This window comes from Blastococcus sp. SYSU DS0828 (genome assembly GCF_054050975.1).
Map to the genome: position 1 here is coordinate 1 of NZ_JBJHAK010000006.1, position 14,991 is coordinate 14,991.

The window sequence follows — 14,991 nt, forward strand, 5'->3', positions numbered from 1 at the left end:
TTTATTTTTTAATGTTATATTTTTTAGATTTTACGCGTGCGCGGCCTGGCGGGGCGCGCCCCCCCGCCCCCCCCCCCCCCCCCCCCCCCCCCCCCCCCCCCCCCCCCCCCCCCCCCCCCCCCCCCCCCGCCGGGGTCGCAGCGCGGTGCCGGCCGATCAGGGGGCCGGCGCCGCGGAGCAGATCACTCCAGGACGGCGAACTGGCCGTTCTCGACGACCTGCACGACGGCCGGGTGGTCGGCGTCCCGGTTCTCGTCGATGGAGAACTCGCCGAGGACGGTGGGCACGTCCTCGATCTCGCCGAGCGCTTCCTGGATGCTGTCGCGCTCGCCGGAGCAGTTGGCGCGCACGGCCTGGTCGACCAGCTTCAGCCCGGCGTAGGCCTGCGCCGCGAACTGGTCGGGCTGGGCGTCGTACTCGGCCTCGTAGGCCTCGAGGAACGCCTGGTTCTCCGGGTTGTCGGACGAGGAGTTCCAGGCGGCGCCGACGACGACGCCCTCGGCCGCCTCGCCCGCGTCGGCCATGAGCCGCGGGTTGTTGAACCCGTTGCCGCCGATGATCGGCACGTCGATGCCGAGCTCACGGGCCTGGGTCACCAGCGGCACCGCTGCCTCGATCAGGGCGGAGACGACCAGCGCGTCGGGGTCGTTCTCCCGGGCCTGGGTGAGCAGGGCGCGGAAATCGGTGTCGGACTTGGAGAAGGTGATCGTCTCGCTGATGTTCACGCCCTCCTCCTCCAGCGCGGCGGCGAACGCCTCGTAGCCGGACTCGGTGAAGGCGTCGTCGTTGCTGTACATGACCACGACGTCCTGGAGCCCGAACTGCTCGGTCGCCTGGGCGATCGTCTGCGGGATCACCGCCTGCTCGGTGAGCGAGGCGCGGAAGATGTAGTCGCCGATCTCGGTGACGCCCTCGGCGGTGTTGGAGATCCCCAGCACGGGGACGCCTGCGTCCTGGGCGATCGGGTCGGCCTGGACGGCGGCGTTCGACAGCGTGGGGCCGATGATCAGGCTCACGCCGTCGGAGACGAACTCGTCGAACAGCGTGATGGCCTGGCGCGGATCGGTCTGGTCGTCCTCGATCGTGAGGTCGTAAGTGACGCCGCCCTGCTCGGCGAGCTCCGCGGCGGCCAGTTGCAGGCCGCGCTGCTGCGACTCGCCGTAGCTGGCCGCGGCGCCGGTGAGGCTGAGCACCGCGCCGAGGGGCACCTCGCCCTCGATGGTGCAGGATTCGCCGCTGCCCTCGCCGGTCAGCTCTCCGGAGGCAGCGGTTCCCCCGCCGTCGGACTCACCGGAGCCGCAGGAGGCGAGGAGGAGGGCCGCGGCGCCGGCCGCGGCGACGGTGTGGAGCTTGGTGCGCATGTCTCTCCCTTGTCGAGCACGACGACCGCGCACCGCCGAGGCGGCCGCGCGTTCCCCGGGTCGGACGGGCACTGCCCGTGTCACCCCGGCATCGTGGGCCGACCGAGGTCGGTCGGCCGGGTTACGGCCGTCACAGTAGGCAGCCGCGGCCGGGCTTCCCCTAGGGGCGTGGCAAGCGTGACCAGTACGTGACCGACCCGGTCCCCGGGGACGCGCGTCGGAGGCGCGGCGCGCCGCTCCCGGCACGCGGGGTAGAGGATGGGACGCCCCCCACCACCGACCACGGAGGTTCCCGTGCCCGTGCCCGTGCCCGTTCCCCGGGCGAGGACGTAGTGCGTCCCGCTCGCGCCGCCCGGTCGGGTGGCCCCGTCCCCGGTCCCGCTCTCCTCCCCCACCTCTCCCGCCGCGCCCTGCTGGCCGGCACCGGCGCCGCCCTCGCCGCCGCGCTCGCCGGCTGCGGCCGCACCTCGGACCCCGCACCGTCCTCCCCGGGGCCGCTGCGCATCGGCGCCATCCCCGACCAGGACCCCGAGGTCCTGCAGCGGCTCCACGGCACCGTGGCCGACTCCATGGCCCGGGCGCTCGACGTCGACGTCGAGTACCGGCCCGTCACCGACTACGCCGCCGCCGTCTCGCTGTTCCGCACCGGCGACCTGGACCTGGTCTGGTTCGGCGGTCTCACCGGCGTCCAGGCGCGGCTGCAGACCCCCGGCGCCGTCCCGATCGCGCAGCGCGACATCGACGAGGAGTTCCACTCCGTCTTCGTGGTGAACGCGAGCACCGGCCTGTCCCCGTCCGAGGACCTCACCCCGCTCGGCGACCTGCGCTTCACCTACGGCAGCGAGACCTCGACCTCGGGCCGGCTCATGCCCGCCTACTTCCTGCGCGAGGCCGGCGTCGACCCGGAGGGCTTCCCGGGCGGCCCGGGGTTCTCCGGCTCGCACGACGCGACGCTGTCCCTCGTCGCCTCCGGCAGCTACCAGGCCGGCGTGCTGAACGAGCAGGTCTACGAGTCCCGCGCGGCCGCCGGGGAGATCGACCCGGCGGTCGTCCGCTACGCACGGACCCCCGCCTACCACGACTACCACTGGCTGCTCGGCCCCGGCGCCGTCGAACGGTTCGGCGACGACCTGCCCGACCGGCTGACCGGGTACTTCACCGGCCTGTCCGCGCAGGATCCGCAGGACGCCGAGGTGCTCGGGCTGTTCGGCGCGGGGGCGTTCCTCCCCACCGAGGCGGCGAACTACGACCAGATCGAGCAGATCGGCCGGGACCTGGGGCTGGTCAACTGACCGAGATCGCGCGGCTCACCGGTATCGAGGTCCGCTTCGGCGGCACGCCTGCCCTCGCCGGGGTGGACCTCGCGGTGGCCGCCGGCGAGCGGGTCGCCGTCGTCGGCGCCTCGGGAGCGGGCAAGTCGACGCTGCTGAACGTGCTCAACGGCGCGGTGACCCCGACCGCGGGGCAGGTGCGGGTCCTCGGCGAGGACCCGACGGCGCTGCGCGGCCGGGACCTGCGCCGGCTGCGGGCCCGCACCGGCACCGTCCACCAGCACCTGGAGCTGACCGGCGCGCTGCGGGTGGTGCACAACGTCAACGCCGGGCGGCTGGGTCGGTGGCCGGCCGGCCGGGCGGCGTGGTCGCTGCTCCGCCCGCAGGACCCGTCGACGGTGCGGCAGGCCCTGGAGCGGGTGGGCCTCGCCGACCGGATGTACGAGCGCACCGACCGGCTGTCGGGAGGGCAGCGGCAACGGGTGGCGCTGGCCCGCCTGCTCGTGCAGCAGCCGGAGCTCGTGCTCGCCGACGAGCCGGCGTCGGCCCTCGACCCGGCGCTGGCCGACCTCGCCCTCGGCCTGCTCGGCGACCTCGCGACCGAGCGGGGTGGCGCGCTGCTGGCCTGCCTGCACGACCCGGCCCTGGCGCTGCGCCACTGCGACCGGGTCGTCGGCCTTGCCGCCGGCCGGATCGTCCTGGACGCCCCCGCCCGCGGCCTGACGGTGGCGGAGCTGGAGCGGTTCTACGGGGTCACCCGGTGACGACCGTCCTCGACCGGGCGGCACCTCCCGAGCTCCGGCTGCGCCGGGACCGGCGGCGGTGGGTCTGGGGGCTGGCCGGGCTCAGCCTGCTCGGCTGGGCGCTGGCCGGCAGCGGGCTGTTCTCCGGGCCGGTGCTCAACCCGGCCGGCACCGCCCAGGTCGGCCGCTTCCTCTCCGCCGCGCTGCGCCCGGAGCTGGGCGGCGAGTTCCTCCGCGTCGTCGCGGGCTCCACCCTGGTCACCGTCGCCTACGCCGTGCTCGGCGCCGGGCTGGCCGTGCTGCTCGGCGCGCTGGCCGCGGTCCCGGTCTCCCGGACCGCCTGGGGAGGACGGCGCACCGGCTGGCTGCTGACCCGCGGGGTGCTGGCGCTGCCCCGGGGGCTGCACGAGGCGGTGTGGGGCCTGCTGCTGGTCAACGTGCTCGGGCTCGACCCGTGGGTGGGCGTGCTGGCGATCGCCGTCCCGTACGGCGCGATCACCGCCAAGGTCTTCGCCGACCTGCTGGACGAGGTGCCCCGGGGCAGCTACGACGCCCTCCTCGCGGCAGGCGCCGGGCGGGGGACGGCGGCGCTGTACGGGCTGCTGCCCGCGGCCGCCGGCGGGCTGCTCTCGTACTCCTTCTACCGGCTGGAGTGCGCGGTCCGGGCAGCCGTCGTCCTGGGGCTGATCGGGGCCGGCGGGCTCGGTTACCAGCTGGCGCTCTCCTTCACCTCGCTGCGCTGGGCGCAGGTGTGGACGACGGTCTACGCGCTCGCGCTGCTGTGCCTGCTGGCCGACGTCGGCGGCCGGGCCGTGCGCCGCCGGGTCGCGGCACCCCGGCGCACGGGCACGGGGTCCCGGCGTGATCCGCTGCTGACCGGCGCGGTGCTCGCCGTCGTCGCCGCGGTCGCGTGGGCGGCCTGGTACCTGGCGCTCTCCCCCGCCGCGCTGGTCTCCGCACGCACCCGCGAGCAACTGGCCTACGTCGCCTCGGCCGCGTGGCCACCTGCCCTGGACGGCGATCTGCTCGGCGACGTCTGGTCCACCGCTCTGGAGGCCCTGCGCATGTCGGTCCTGGCGATCGCGTTCGCCGCCGCCGGCGTGGTGGCGCTGGCCGCCCTCGCCGCGCGCCCGCCCGGCCCGGCCGGGCCGGTGCGACGCACCGCCGGGGTGCTCACCCGGCTGGCCCTGCTCCTGCTGCGCGCCGTCCCGCCACCGGTGTGGGCGCTGGTCGCGTTGTTCGTCCTGCTGCCCGGCGTCCTGCCCGGAGCGCTGGCCCTCGGGGTCTACACCCTGGGCGTGCTCGGCCGGCTGGTCGGCGAGGCGGTCGAGGAAACCGACCGGCGCCCGGCCGAGGCGCTGCGCGCCATGGGGGCCTCTCCGGTCGGCCGGTGGCTCTACGGCTCCGCCCCGGCGCTCGCCGGCCCGGTGCTCGCGCTGTCGCTCTACCGCTGGGAGGTGGCGATCCGCGACACCGTCCTCGTCGGCCTGCTCGGCGCCGGCGGGATCGGGGTGCTGCTGTCGGCACGGATGTCGGCCTTCGACTGGGCAGGCGTCACCACCGTGCTGGCGGCGATCGTGCTGCTGACCTTCCTCGTCGACCTGGTCAGCGACCGCGCCCGCGCCGCAGTTCGATGAGGCGATGACACTGCGACCCTCCGGGCCGCACCACGGCCAGGTGCCGTTCCCCGGCTGCGACGAGTGCGTCCGCGTTCCCTGCCGGGAGCCCTCCGGGCCCCGCGGCGGGGAACGCCCTACCTCCAGCGTGCGGTGACGGACAGCGCCGCCAGGGCGGCGGCGCCCGCGGTGGAGGTGCGCAGCACCTCCGGGCCCAGCCGCACCGGTTCGGCCCCGGCCGCGTGGAACGCGACGACCTCGCCGTCGGAGAGCCCGCCCTCCGGGCCGACGACGATCACCACGGTGCCCGAGGTGGGCACGGCCAGCTCGGCCAGCGGCCGGCGGGCCTGCTCGTGCAGGATGACGGCGAGGTCGGCGTCGGCGAGCACCCCGGCGACCTCCCGGGTGCTCATCGGCGCGGTCACCTCGGGCAGCCGCGGCCGCCGGGACTGCTTGCTCGCCGCCCGGGCCGCGGCCCGCCACTTGGCCAGGCCCTTCTCCACCCGGTCGTCGCGCCAGCGGGTCACGCAGCGCGCGGCCTGCCACGGCACGATCCGGTCGACGCCGAGCTCGGTGGCCAGGTCGACGGCCAGCGGGCCCCGGTCCCCCTTGGGCAGGGCCTGCACCAGCACGAACTCCGGGTCCGGCGCGGGTACCTCGAACCGGTTCCGCACGGCGACGCGCAGACCCTCGCGGCCGGCGGCGACGACCTCGCCCTCGGCGACGGTGCCCGCGCCGTCACCCACGTGCACCCGCTCGCCCGGTTGCAGGCGCAGCACGTCGACGGCGTGCCGCCCCTCCTGCCCGGCGACGAGCAGCTCCGGGACCTCGGGCAGCTCCTCGACCAGGAACAGCGGGACGCCGTCGAGCTCGGGGGCCTCGGTGCTCATCGATCAGCGCCCGTGGAAGGCGTCGCGGACCCGGGAGAACAGGCCGCCCTGGGCCTCCCGGTTGGCACCGGGCTGGTCCTCCCCCCGGAGGGCGGCCAGCTCGCGCAGCAGCTTCTCCTGCTCGGCGTCGAGCTTCGTCGGCGTCTGCACCTCGACGTGCACCAGCAGGTCACCGCGCCCGGTGGCACGCAGCCGCGGTGCCCCGTGCGCGCGGAGGGTGAGCACGCTGCCCGACTGGGTGCCCGGGCGGATGTCGAGCTCCTCCTCGCCGTCGAGCGTCTTGAGGGTCAGCGTGGTGCCCAGCGCTGCGGAGGTCATCGGCAGCGTGACCCGGCAGTGCAGGTCCTCGCCATCGCGGGTGAACACCTCGTGCGGCCGCTCGTGCACCTCCACGTACAGGTCGCCGGCCGGCCCGCCGCCGGGGCCGACCTCGCCCTGGCCGGTGAGCCGGATGCGCATCCCGTCCTCCACGCCCGGCGGCACCTTCACCGACAGGGTGCGGCGGGCCCGCACCCGGCCGTCGCCCGCGCACTTCGGGCACGGCTGCGGGATGACCTGGCCGGTGCCCGAGCAGGTCGGGCAGATGCGGCTGGAGACGACCTGCCCGAGGAAACCGCGCTGCACGCTCTGCACCTCGCCGCGGCCCGAGCACGTGCCGCAGGTGGCCGGGTGGGTGCCGGGGGCGGTCCCGGCGCCGGCGCAGGTGTCGCAGAGCACGGCGGTGTCGACGGTGAGGTCCTTCGTGGTGCCGAAGACGGTCTCGTCCAGCTCCAGCTCCACCGGGATCAGCGCGTCCCGCCCGGCCCGCGTGCGGCTGCGCGGGCCACGGGTGGCCGCGCCGCCGAAGAAGGCGTCCATGATGTCGCCCAGGCCGCCGAACCCGGCACCGGCGAACCCACCGGCACCCCCGGCGCCGCTGTCGAAGGGGTCACCGCCCAGGTCCACGATCCGGCGCTTCTCCGGATCGGTCAGCGCCTCGTAGGCGCGGGTGACCTCCTGGAAGCGCTCCTTGGCCTCCGGATCGGGGTTGACGTCCGGGTGCAGGTCGCGCGCGAGCCGCCGGTAGGCGCGCTTGATGTCCTGATCGGTCGCTCCCTGGGCCAGGCCCAGCACGCCGTAGTAGTCGGTCGCCATCGAAAAGTCTCGTCCTCAGCTCTCGGCCAGCAGGTGGCCGACGTAGCGGGCCACGGCTCGCACCGCGGCCATGTTTCCTGGGTAGTCCATGCGGGTCGGTCCCACGACCCCGAGGCCGCCGAGCGCCCGGTCACCCGAGCCGTACCCGACGGTGACCAGCGAGGCCCCGGACAACGCCTCGTGGGCGTTCTCCTCACCGATGCGCACCAGCACGGTGCCGGCGTCGACCTCGCTCATCAGGCGCAGCACGACGACCTGTTCCTCGAGGGCCTCCAGCAGGGGCCGGAGCGTGCCGGGGAAGTCGGTGGCGGTGCCCCGTGCGAGGTTGGCCGTCCCACCGATGACCAGCCGGTCCTCGCTGGGCTCGACGAGGGTCTCCACCAGCGTGGCGCTGACCGCGGCGACCAGCCCCCGCAGGTGCGGCGGCGCGGTCTCCAGCAGCCCGGGCACCTTGTCCCCGGCCTCGCCCAGCTTCACCCCGGCGAAGGCGGAGTTGAGCAGGGCACGCAGCTCGGGCACCGCAGTCGGGTCGACGTCGGCCGGGCAGTCGACGACGCGCTGCTCGACCCGGCCGGTGTCGGTGATGAGCACCAGCAGCAGCCGGCCCACCGCCACCTGCACCACCTCGAGGTGCCGGACGGCGCTGCGCGACAGCGTCGGGTACTGGACGACCGCCACCTGGCGGGTCAGCTGCGCGAGCAGCCGCACCGTCCGGCCGAGGACGTCGTGCAGGTCGACGGCGCCGTCGAGGAAGCGCTCGATCGCCCGGCGCTCGGCGGCCGACAGCGGCTTCACCGCCGAGAGCCGGTCGACGAACAACCGGTAGCCCTTGTCGGTGGGTACCCGGCCGGCGCTGGTGTGCGGCTGGGTGATGTACCCCTGCTCCTCCAGCACCGCCATGTCGTTGCGGATGGTCGCCGGGGAGACGCCCAGGTCGTGCCGCTCGGCGAGGGCCTTGCTGCCCACCGGGTCGTTGGTGGAGACGAAGTCCTGGACGATGGCCCGGAGCACCTCCAGGCGCCGTTCGTCGTGCGCCACGGTGACACCTCCCCGTACCGGTCGACGCGCCGTGCCGCGCCCCGGGGGCGGGACCGACGCCGGCCCCGGTTCGCCCCGGCTGGCACTCGCACGGACAGAGTGCCAGGCCAGCATACGCGAAGCAGCCCGTCCTCCTCCCCCGCTCGCAGGCTCGCGGCGAGCCCCCGGACGGGGCCGCACGGGCGGGGGTACGGCGCCGTTCCGACGGCTAGGCTGGTAACGGTCGGTGCCCCGGGCGGGGGCGGAGAGCGGAGGTCGGTCCCCTGATCTTCAAAGGCGTGCGCAACGGGCGCCCCTATCCCGACCACGGCTTGTCCACCCGCGACTGGGCGATGATCCCGCCCCGCCAGGTCCGGCTGGACACGCTGACGACCACCAAGCGCGAGCTGGCCCTCGACGCGCTGCTCGCCGACGACTCCACCTTCTACGGCGACCTCTTCCCGCACGCGGTGCAGTGGCACGGGGAGCTGTACCTGGAGGACGGGCTGCACCGGGCGCTGCGCGCGGCGCTGCAGCAGCGCACGGTCATCCACGTGCGGGTGCTCGACCTCGACGCGCTCACCCCTGTGCAGACGCCGGACGGCCCGAGCACGGCATCGCTCCCGGCGCAGCCACCGGTGCCCGGGCCGCGGGACGGCTGACCTAGAGCCAGCCCTTCTCCTCCGCGACGCGGGCCGCCTCCACCCGGGTGCGGGCGCCGGTCTTCCCGATCGCCGACGACAGGTAGTTGCGCACGGTCCCCTCCGACAGGAAGAGCCGGCCGGCGATGTCCGCGACGGTCGCCCCGTCGGCCGCGGCGCGCAGCACGTCGGCCTCCCGGGTCGACAGCGGCGTGGCCCCGATGGCCAGGGCGGCGGCCGCCAGGTCGCGGTCGATGACCCGCTCGCCGGCCATCACCGCCCGGATGCCCTGCGCCAGCTCGCTCACGGGCGCGTCCTTGACCAGGAAGCCCGCGGCGCCGACCTCCATGGCGCGGCGCAGGAACCCCGGCCGGCCGAACGTCGTCAGGATGACCGCGCGGCACCCGGGCAGCGCCGTCGCCAGCTCCCGGGCGGCCGCGAGCCCGTCGGCGCCGGGCATCTCGATGTCCAGCAGGGCGACGTCGGGTCGGTGCTCCACGGCGGCCGCCGCCACGGCGTCGCCCCGGCCCACCTCCGCCACCACCTCGATGTCGTCCTCGAGCTCCAGCAGCGCGCGCAGCGCCCCGCGGACCATCGTCTGGTCCTCGGCGATGAGCACCCGGATCACGACGCCGCCACGGGCGAGGCGCGGACCGCGCTGCTGAGCGGCACCGAGGCGGTGAGCCGGAACCCGCGGCCGTCGACCGGCCCGTGCGTCAGCCGGCCCCCCACCGCGGCCACCCGCTCGGCCAGCCCGCACAGGCCGGCGCCGGCGGGCGCGTCCCCGCCCCGGCCGTCGTCGGTCACGCTCAGCTCCACGTCCTCGTCCGTCTCCGCGAGGCTCACCGTGACCGACCGGGCGGCGCTGTGCCGGAGCACGTTCGTGGTGGCCTCCCGCACCACCCAGCCGAGCACCGCGTCGACCGGCGCCGGCAGCGATCGGCCCGGAGCCGGTGCCCGCAGCGCGATGCCCGCGGCCGAGAGCGCCGAGCGGGCCTCGGCCAGCGCCTGGGCCAGGCTCACCTGGCGGTAGCCGCTGACCGCGTCGCGGACCTCGGCGAGCGCCCGGCGCGCGGCGGCCTCGACGTCGGCCATCTCCTGGCGGGCGCGCACCGGGTCGCGCTCGGCCAGCCGGCCGGCGAGCTCGCTCTTGAGCGCGATCAGCGACAGGCTGTGCCCGAGCAGGTCGTGCAGGTCGCGGGCGAACCGCAGCCGCTCCTCGGTGACGGCGTTGCGGGCCAGCTCCTCGCGCGCCTCCACCAGCTCGGCGTTGACGCTCATCAGCTGCCGCATCCCCCGCAGGGCGAACGCGGTGAGCAGGCAGATCACCGGCAGGATGAAGACGTCGCCGAGGACGCCGTGGGCGGTCAGCACCCCGGCGCACACCGCGGCCGCGCCGACGACCGCCGGCCACACCCACCGCGCGGGCAGGGCCACCGACGCCGCCGCCGAGACGTAGATCATCAACCCGGCCCACGCGGGGCCCAGCCAGACGGCCAGCCCGACCCCCAGGACGGCGACGACCACGAGCTGCACGCGGGGCCAGTCCCGGCGGCTCCCGAAGACCTCGCCGAAGACGCCGAGGTAGACGACGGTGAAGGCGACGAGGGCGACGGCCGCCACCACCTGCACCCCCACGGGCCGCGGCGTGCTGACCAGGTCCGCGATCGGGAAGGCCTGGAACAGCAGCCACGGCACGGCCCAGCCCAGGCGCTGCCAGCGGCTCGGGGCGTCCACGACGGGCACGGTAGCGGTCGGCTCAGCCCGCGACCGCGTGCAGCGGCCGGGCGCGGGCGACGGACACCGCGAGGGCTCCGAAGGCGGCGGTGTACCCGGCCATCGCCAGCACTGCGACCGCCGACGGCCACCCACCGGCGACCACGTCGCGGCCGAGCTCGGCGTACCAGTACGAGGGCAGGCTGTACGCCAGGCCGCGCATCGCCTCGGGCAGCATCTCCACCGGCCACCACAGCCCGCCCAGCGCCGCCAGCACCACACCCAGGATGCCGATGGCGCCACCGGCCGCCTTCTCGTCCAGCGACAGCCCGACCAGGATGCCGAGGGCCACGAACGCCGCCGACCCCGCCCACAGCACGGCGAGGAGCGCCAGCCACGTGCCGGCCGGCAGCTGCACCCCGTTGACGAACCGCCCGACCAGCGCGACGACCAGCAGGCTCGGCAGGGTCAGCAGCACCCCGACGGCGACGTCGACGGCGAACACCTGGGTCTGCGGCACGGGGGTCACCCGGAGCTGGCGGAGCCAGCCCGAGGCGCGGTCGAACGAGATGCGGATGGTCGCGCCCAGGGACGCCCCGATGGCCCCGTAGGCCATCATCGAGACCATGATCGCGGCGGCGGCCTCCTGCTGCGCCGCCGCACCGGTCATCTGCCCCCCGATGATCCTGGTCAGGAAGATCGTGAACAGCGCGGGCAGCAGCACGGTGAAGAAGAGGAACTGCTTGTTGCGCCCCACGCGGCGCAGCTGGAAGGCGAACAGCGGGCTCATCGGGCGGCTCCGATCGTGCTCGGCCGGCGGGTGGGGATCAGCGAGAGGACGGCGTCCTCGAGGGACGCGCCGCGCACCTCGAGGTCGGGCAGGCCGCCGTCGGCCAGCAGCGCCCGCAGGGTGGCGTCGACGTCGGTCGTCGCCAGCCGCACCGTGCTCCCCTGCCAGGTCACCGCGGTGACCCCCGGAACGGCGTCGAACCGCCGCTCCGGAGCGGCCGTGAAGGAGACGGTGCGCCCGCCGACCCCGGCCTTGACCTCCGCGGCGGTGCCGTCGGCGACCACCCGCCCGCCGGCGACCACGACCACCCGGTCGGCGACCGCGTCGGCCTCGTCGAGGTGGTGGGTGGCGAAGACGACGGTGTGCCCGCGGCCGGCCAGGCCGCGCATCGTCGTCCAGAACGCACGGCGCGCCTCGACGTCCATGGCGGAGGTGGGCTCGTCGAGCAGCAGCAGTGGCGGTGCGCCGGCGAGGGCCAGGGCCAGCAGGACGCGCTGGCGCTGACCACCGGAGAGCGCCTCCACCGGCCGGTCGAGCAGCCCGTCGATGCCCGCGGTGACCACGAGGTCGTCCAGCGGCCACGCCGTCGGGAAACTGCGGCGCACCAGGTGGAGCACCTCGCCGACCCGGGCCTCGCTGGGCAGCCCGCCGTGCTGCAGCATCGCGCCGACGCTGCCGGCCCGGACGGCGTCGCCCGGGCTGCAGCCGAGCACGCGCATCTCCCCGGCCGTCGGGGTCAGCAGGCCCAGCACGGCGTTGACGACGGTCGATTTGCCGGCGCCGTTGGGCCCGAGCAGGGCGACGGTCTGGCCGCACGGGATGGTGAGGTCGAGGTCGTCGACGGCGACCGCGTCGCCGTAGCGGACGGTCAGCCCGCGGATGTCGAGAGCGGGTGCGGGAGGCATGCGCCGAGCCTGCTCCCGCGGCGCCGGAGCGCACTAGTGCCGGACGTCGCCGGTCGCGCCTGACATCCGTCAGACGCGACCGGCGCACCAGGTCAGGCGGCGGGCGTGCAGGCCACGCAGGTGCGGGCGAACGGGCGCAGCTCGAGCCGCTCCTCGGGGATGGCGGTACCGCAGCCGGTGCAGCGGCCGTAGCTGCCGTCGACGAGGCGGGCGAGCGCGGCGTCGATCTCCTCGATGGTGCGCTGCAGGTCGGCGCTGCGGCGCTGGGCGACCGGGTCGGGCACCGAGGTCGCGCACTCGGCGAGCGCCTCCTCGCGCTGCTGCGCGCAGTCGGCGCGCTGCTCCTCCAGGAGGGTGCGGAAGCGGTTCGCCGAGGCGGCGGTCGTGCTGTCGATGCTGGCAGACATGCGGGGATCTCCTTCTCGGGGCAACGCGGGAAGACGCGGTCACCGGTCGGTGGCGCGTCGGGATTGGTGCGGGGACTCCGGGACGGAGTCAGGAGCGACGCGGCGGGGCCCGGTCCTGGCTGCGGCGGAGGACGTCGAGGCCACGCAGCCCGCGGGCACGGCGGTTCATCGCGAGGGCGAGCCGGGCACCGCCGGACAGGGCGAACGGTGGGGCCGCCGCTGGGCGCACTCCTGGCACGGTCACGACCGACCACCCCCTCCGAACACCCGGCCCCGTTGCCGGAACGGGGACCATAGCCCACGACGGCCGGACCAATCTCGCCCTTTCGGATGAACCGAGCCACCCTCGGTCGTGTTCCGAAGCTCGTCCCGAGCGTGTGAGGGACGGGGACGGGTCCTCCGTCAGTCGGTGAGGTCGCGGACCACCGCGTCGGCGAGCAGGCGGCCCCTGTCGGTGAGGACGGCCCGCCCGTTCGCGTGCGCCAGCGGGTCCAGGAGACCGCTTGCGACCGCCTCGGCCGCCCGCGCACGCCCGGTGCCGGTGAGCGCGGTCAGCGGCAGTCCGGCGCGCAGCCGCAACCCGAGCATCACCGCCTCCAGTGCGCGGTCGTCGTCGTCGAGCAGCTCGGCGTCCTGCGCCGGGCTCTCGCCGCGGGCCAGCCGGTCGGCGTAGGCCGCGGGGTGCTTCACGTTCCACCAGCGGACGCCGCCGACGTGGCTGTGCGCGCCCGGCCCGATCCCCCACCAGTTCGCATTGGCCCAGTACAGCTCGTTGTGCCGGCAGCGGGCGGCGTCGGCGGTGGCCCAGTTCGACACCTCGTACCACTCGAAGCCTGCCGTGCGCAGCGTCGCGTCGGCCTGCTCGTAGCGGTCGGCGAGGACGTCGTCGTCGGGCATGGGCAGCTCGCCCCGCTTGACCCGCCGGGCCAGCTTGGTGCCCTCCTCGACGATCAGCGCGTAGGCGCTGACGTGGTCGACCGGCGAGGCGAGGACCGCGTCGAGGGAGGCGGCCCAGTCGGCGTCGGTCTCCCCGGGCGTGCCGTAGATCAGGTCCAGGTTGACGTGCTCGAACCCCGCCGCGCGGGCCTCGTGCGCCGCCTCGACGGCGCGGCCGGGGGTGTGCCGGCGGTCCAGCGCGGCGAGCACGTGCGGCGCCGCCGACTGCATGCCGAGGCTGACCCGCGTGAAGCCGGCCTCGCGCAGCCGGGCCAGCGAGGCGGGCGAGACGGTCTCGGGGTTGGCCTCCGTGGTCACCTCGACGTCGTCGGCGAACGGGAAGAGCCCGCGGGCGGCCTCGAGCACGGCGGCGAGGTCGTCGGCCGGCAGCAGCGTCGGCGTGCCGCCGCCGACGAAGACCGTGGAGACGGTCGGCAGGTCCGGGCCCAGGGTCCGGACGGCGCGCTCCAGCTCGGCGATCGCGGTGCCCGCGTACTCGCTGCGGGTGGCGCCGGGGCCGAGCTCGTCGGAGGTGTAGGTGTTGAAGTCGCAGTAGCCGCAGCGGGTCGCGCAGAACGGGACGTGCACGTACAGGCCGAATGGCGTCGTCGTGAGCCCCTCGCGGGCGGTGCCGGGGAGCCGGTCGGGGCCGGGGGACCCGGGCGGCAGGCCGGCGTCGTCGATCAGCGGCAGGACGGTGTTCATCTGCTCCCAGTGTGCCGCGCCGGGCCACCGGGGCGGCAGGATGCCGGACGTGACCTCCGACCGAGTGCTGCAGGTGTCCGTCGCGCGCGGCGTCGCCACCCTGACGCTGGACTCCCCCACCAACCGCAACGCGCTGTCGCGGGCGATGCGGGCCGAGCTGCGCGCGGCGCTGGCCGATGCCCTGGCCGACGACGCGGTGCGGGTGGTCGTGCTCGACCACACCGGCCGGGTGTTCTGCTCGGGGATGGACCTCTCCGAGGCGGCCGGCGGTTCGTCGGAGAGCCAGGGCGTGCGCGAGTTCCCGGAGCTGTTGGAGCTGGTCTGGTCCTCGCCCAAGCCCGTGGTGGCGGTGGTGCGCGGTCCGGCCCGCGCCGGAGGGGTCGGGCTGCTGGCGGCCTGCGACGTCGTCGTCGCGGCGGAGTCGGCGACGTTCGCCTTCTCCGAGGTGCGCCTGGGCCTGGTGCCGGCGGTGATCTCCGCCGTCGTCCTCCCCCGGATGAGCACCCACGTGGCCCACCGGCTCATGCTCAGCGGCGAGGTCTTCGACGCCGCGACCGCCGCCGACGGAGGGCTGGTCGACCTGGTGGCCGGTGACGACGAGGTCGACGCCGTCCTCGCCGGGCAGCTCACCGCGCTGGCCGCCGGTGCGCCGGCCGCCCTGGCCGAGACCAAGCGACTGCTGCGGGCACGCCAGCCACGGCTCGAGTTCGAGCCCCTGCTCGACCTGTCGGCGCGCTTCTTCGCCGGCGAGGAGGGCCAGGAGGGCATCGCGGCGTTCCGGGAGAAGCGCCCCGCCCGCTGGGTCCCAGCCACGGACTGACCTGTTCCCGCCGCATGCTCGTGCCCTGCCCACAGGGGT

Annotated in this window: 16 protein-coding genes; 5 read left to right on the plus strand and 11 right to left on the minus strand. The window is 75.5% G+C overall.

What is annotated here, in order from left to right; translation table 11 throughout:
* Window positions 1-182: 182 nt before the first annotated feature.
* Window positions 183-1,361 carry an ABC transporter substrate-binding protein gene (locus tag ACI79Q_RS06380; RefSeq protein WP_456591228.1) on the minus strand — a complete coding sequence of 393 codons (1,179 nt, stop codon included), beginning with the start codon at window positions 1,359-1,361 and terminating at the stop codon, window positions 183-185.
* Between the two features lie 332 nt (window positions 1,362-1,693).
* Between ACI79Q_RS06380 and ACI79Q_RS06385 the strand changes: the two genes are divergently transcribed.
* From ACI79Q_RS06385 to ACI79Q_RS06395, 3 genes are all read left to right on the plus strand, one after another.
* Window positions 1,694-2,653, plus strand: coding sequence for a putative selenate ABC transporter substrate-binding protein (locus ACI79Q_RS06385; protein ID WP_456591229.1), 960 nt, complete (start codon window positions 1,694-1,696; stop codon window positions 2,651-2,653).
* Between the two features lie 62 nt (window positions 2,654-2,715).
* Entirely contained in the window at window positions 2,716-3,396 is a 681-nt protein-coding gene (locus tag ACI79Q_RS06390) for a phosphonate ABC transporter ATP-binding protein (protein WP_456599124.1), read from the plus strand.
* Window positions 3,393-5,012 (plus strand): PhnE/PtxC family ABC transporter permease, encoded by a 1,620-nt coding sequence (locus ACI79Q_RS06395; RefSeq protein ID WP_456614404.1) that lies wholly within the window; start codon window positions 3,393-3,395, stop codon window positions 5,010-5,012. Before ACI79Q_RS06390 ends, ACI79Q_RS06395 begins: the two co-directional genes overlap by 4 nt.
* A 116-nt stretch (window positions 5,013-5,128) precedes the next feature.
* Here ACI79Q_RS06395 and ACI79Q_RS06400 read toward each other — a convergent pair whose 3' ends face one another.
* From ACI79Q_RS06400 to hrcA, 3 genes are read right to left on the minus strand one after another with little or no spacing between them, the layout of a single operon-like run.
* On the minus strand, window positions 5,129-5,881 hold the full coding sequence (locus ACI79Q_RS06400) for a 16S rRNA (uracil(1498)-N(3))-methyltransferase (protein WP_456612719.1): 753 nt from the start codon (window positions 5,879-5,881) through the stop codon (window positions 5,129-5,131).
* Between the two features lie 3 nt (window positions 5,882-5,884).
* Window positions 5,885-7,015 (minus strand): molecular chaperone DnaJ, encoded by a 1,131-nt coding sequence (gene dnaJ / locus ACI79Q_RS06405; protein ID WP_456591233.1) that lies wholly within the window; start codon window positions 7,013-7,015, stop codon window positions 5,885-5,887.
* A gap of 15 nt (window positions 7,016-7,030) precedes the next feature.
* Window positions 7,031-8,053 carry a heat-inducible transcriptional repressor HrcA gene (hrcA, locus tag ACI79Q_RS06410; RefSeq protein ID WP_456591234.1) on the minus strand — a complete coding sequence of 341 codons (1,023 nt, stop codon included), beginning with the start codon at window positions 8,051-8,053 and terminating at the stop codon, window positions 7,031-7,033.
* 266 nt (window positions 8,054-8,319) lie between these two features.
* Between hrcA and ACI79Q_RS06415 the strand changes: the two genes are divergently transcribed.
* Window positions 8,320-8,694 carry a type II toxin-antitoxin system VapB family antitoxin gene (locus tag ACI79Q_RS06415; protein ID WP_456598217.1) on the plus strand — a complete coding sequence of 125 codons (375 nt, stop codon included), beginning with the start codon at window positions 8,320-8,322 and terminating at the stop codon, window positions 8,692-8,694.
* A gap of 1 nt (window position 8,695) precedes the next feature.
* Here ACI79Q_RS06415 and ACI79Q_RS06420 read toward each other — a convergent pair whose 3' ends face one another.
* The 7 genes from ACI79Q_RS06420 to hemW all read right to left on the minus strand — a co-directional run bounded on the left by ACI79Q_RS06420 (window position 8,696) and on the right by hemW (window position 14,132).
* Window positions 8,696-9,301, minus strand: a complete 606-nt coding sequence (locus ACI79Q_RS06420) for a response regulator (protein WP_456591235.1) — start codon at window positions 9,299-9,301, stop codon at window positions 8,696-8,698.
* A complete protein-coding gene (locus ACI79Q_RS06425) occupies window positions 9,298-10,410 on the minus strand; it encodes a sensor histidine kinase (protein WP_456614405.1) in 1,113 nt (370 codons plus the stop codon). Before ACI79Q_RS06425 ends, ACI79Q_RS06420 begins: the two co-directional genes overlap by 4 nt.
* A gap of 22 nt (window positions 10,411-10,432) precedes the next feature.
* Window positions 10,433-11,179: an ABC transporter permease gene (locus tag ACI79Q_RS06430; protein WP_456591237.1), complete on the minus strand. Its 747-nt coding sequence runs from the start codon at window positions 11,177-11,179 to the stop codon at window positions 10,433-10,435.
* Entirely contained in the window at window positions 11,176-12,084 is a 909-nt protein-coding gene (locus ACI79Q_RS06435) for an ATP-binding cassette domain-containing protein (RefSeq protein ID WP_456614406.1), read from the minus strand. Before ACI79Q_RS06435 ends, ACI79Q_RS06430 begins: the two co-directional genes overlap by 4 nt.
* A 92-nt stretch (window positions 12,085-12,176) precedes the next feature.
* The gene (locus tag ACI79Q_RS06440) at window positions 12,177-12,491 is read right to left on the minus strand and encodes a TraR/DksA family transcriptional regulator (RefSeq protein ID WP_456614407.1); all 315 of its coding nucleotides are present in this window, start codon (window positions 12,489-12,491) and stop codon (window positions 12,177-12,179) included.
* An 88-nt stretch (window positions 12,492-12,579) separates the two neighbouring features.
* Window positions 12,580-12,735, minus strand: a complete 156-nt coding sequence (locus tag ACI79Q_RS06445; RefSeq protein ID WP_456591240.1) for a hypothetical protein — start codon at window positions 12,733-12,735, stop codon at window positions 12,580-12,582.
* A gap of 158 nt (window positions 12,736-12,893) precedes the next feature.
* Window positions 12,894-14,132, minus strand: coding sequence for a radical SAM family heme chaperone HemW (gene hemW / locus ACI79Q_RS06450; protein ID WP_456614408.1), 1,239 nt, complete (start codon window positions 14,130-14,132; stop codon window positions 12,894-12,896).
* Between the two features lie 40 nt (window positions 14,133-14,172).
* On the opposite strand from hemW, the gene ACI79Q_RS06455 reads away from it, so the two are divergent.
* Window positions 14,173-14,952, plus strand: a complete 780-nt coding sequence (locus ACI79Q_RS06455) for an enoyl-CoA hydratase-related protein (RefSeq protein WP_456614409.1) — start codon at window positions 14,173-14,175, stop codon at window positions 14,950-14,952.
* The last annotated feature ends 39 nt before the right edge of the window (window positions 14,953-14,991 follow it).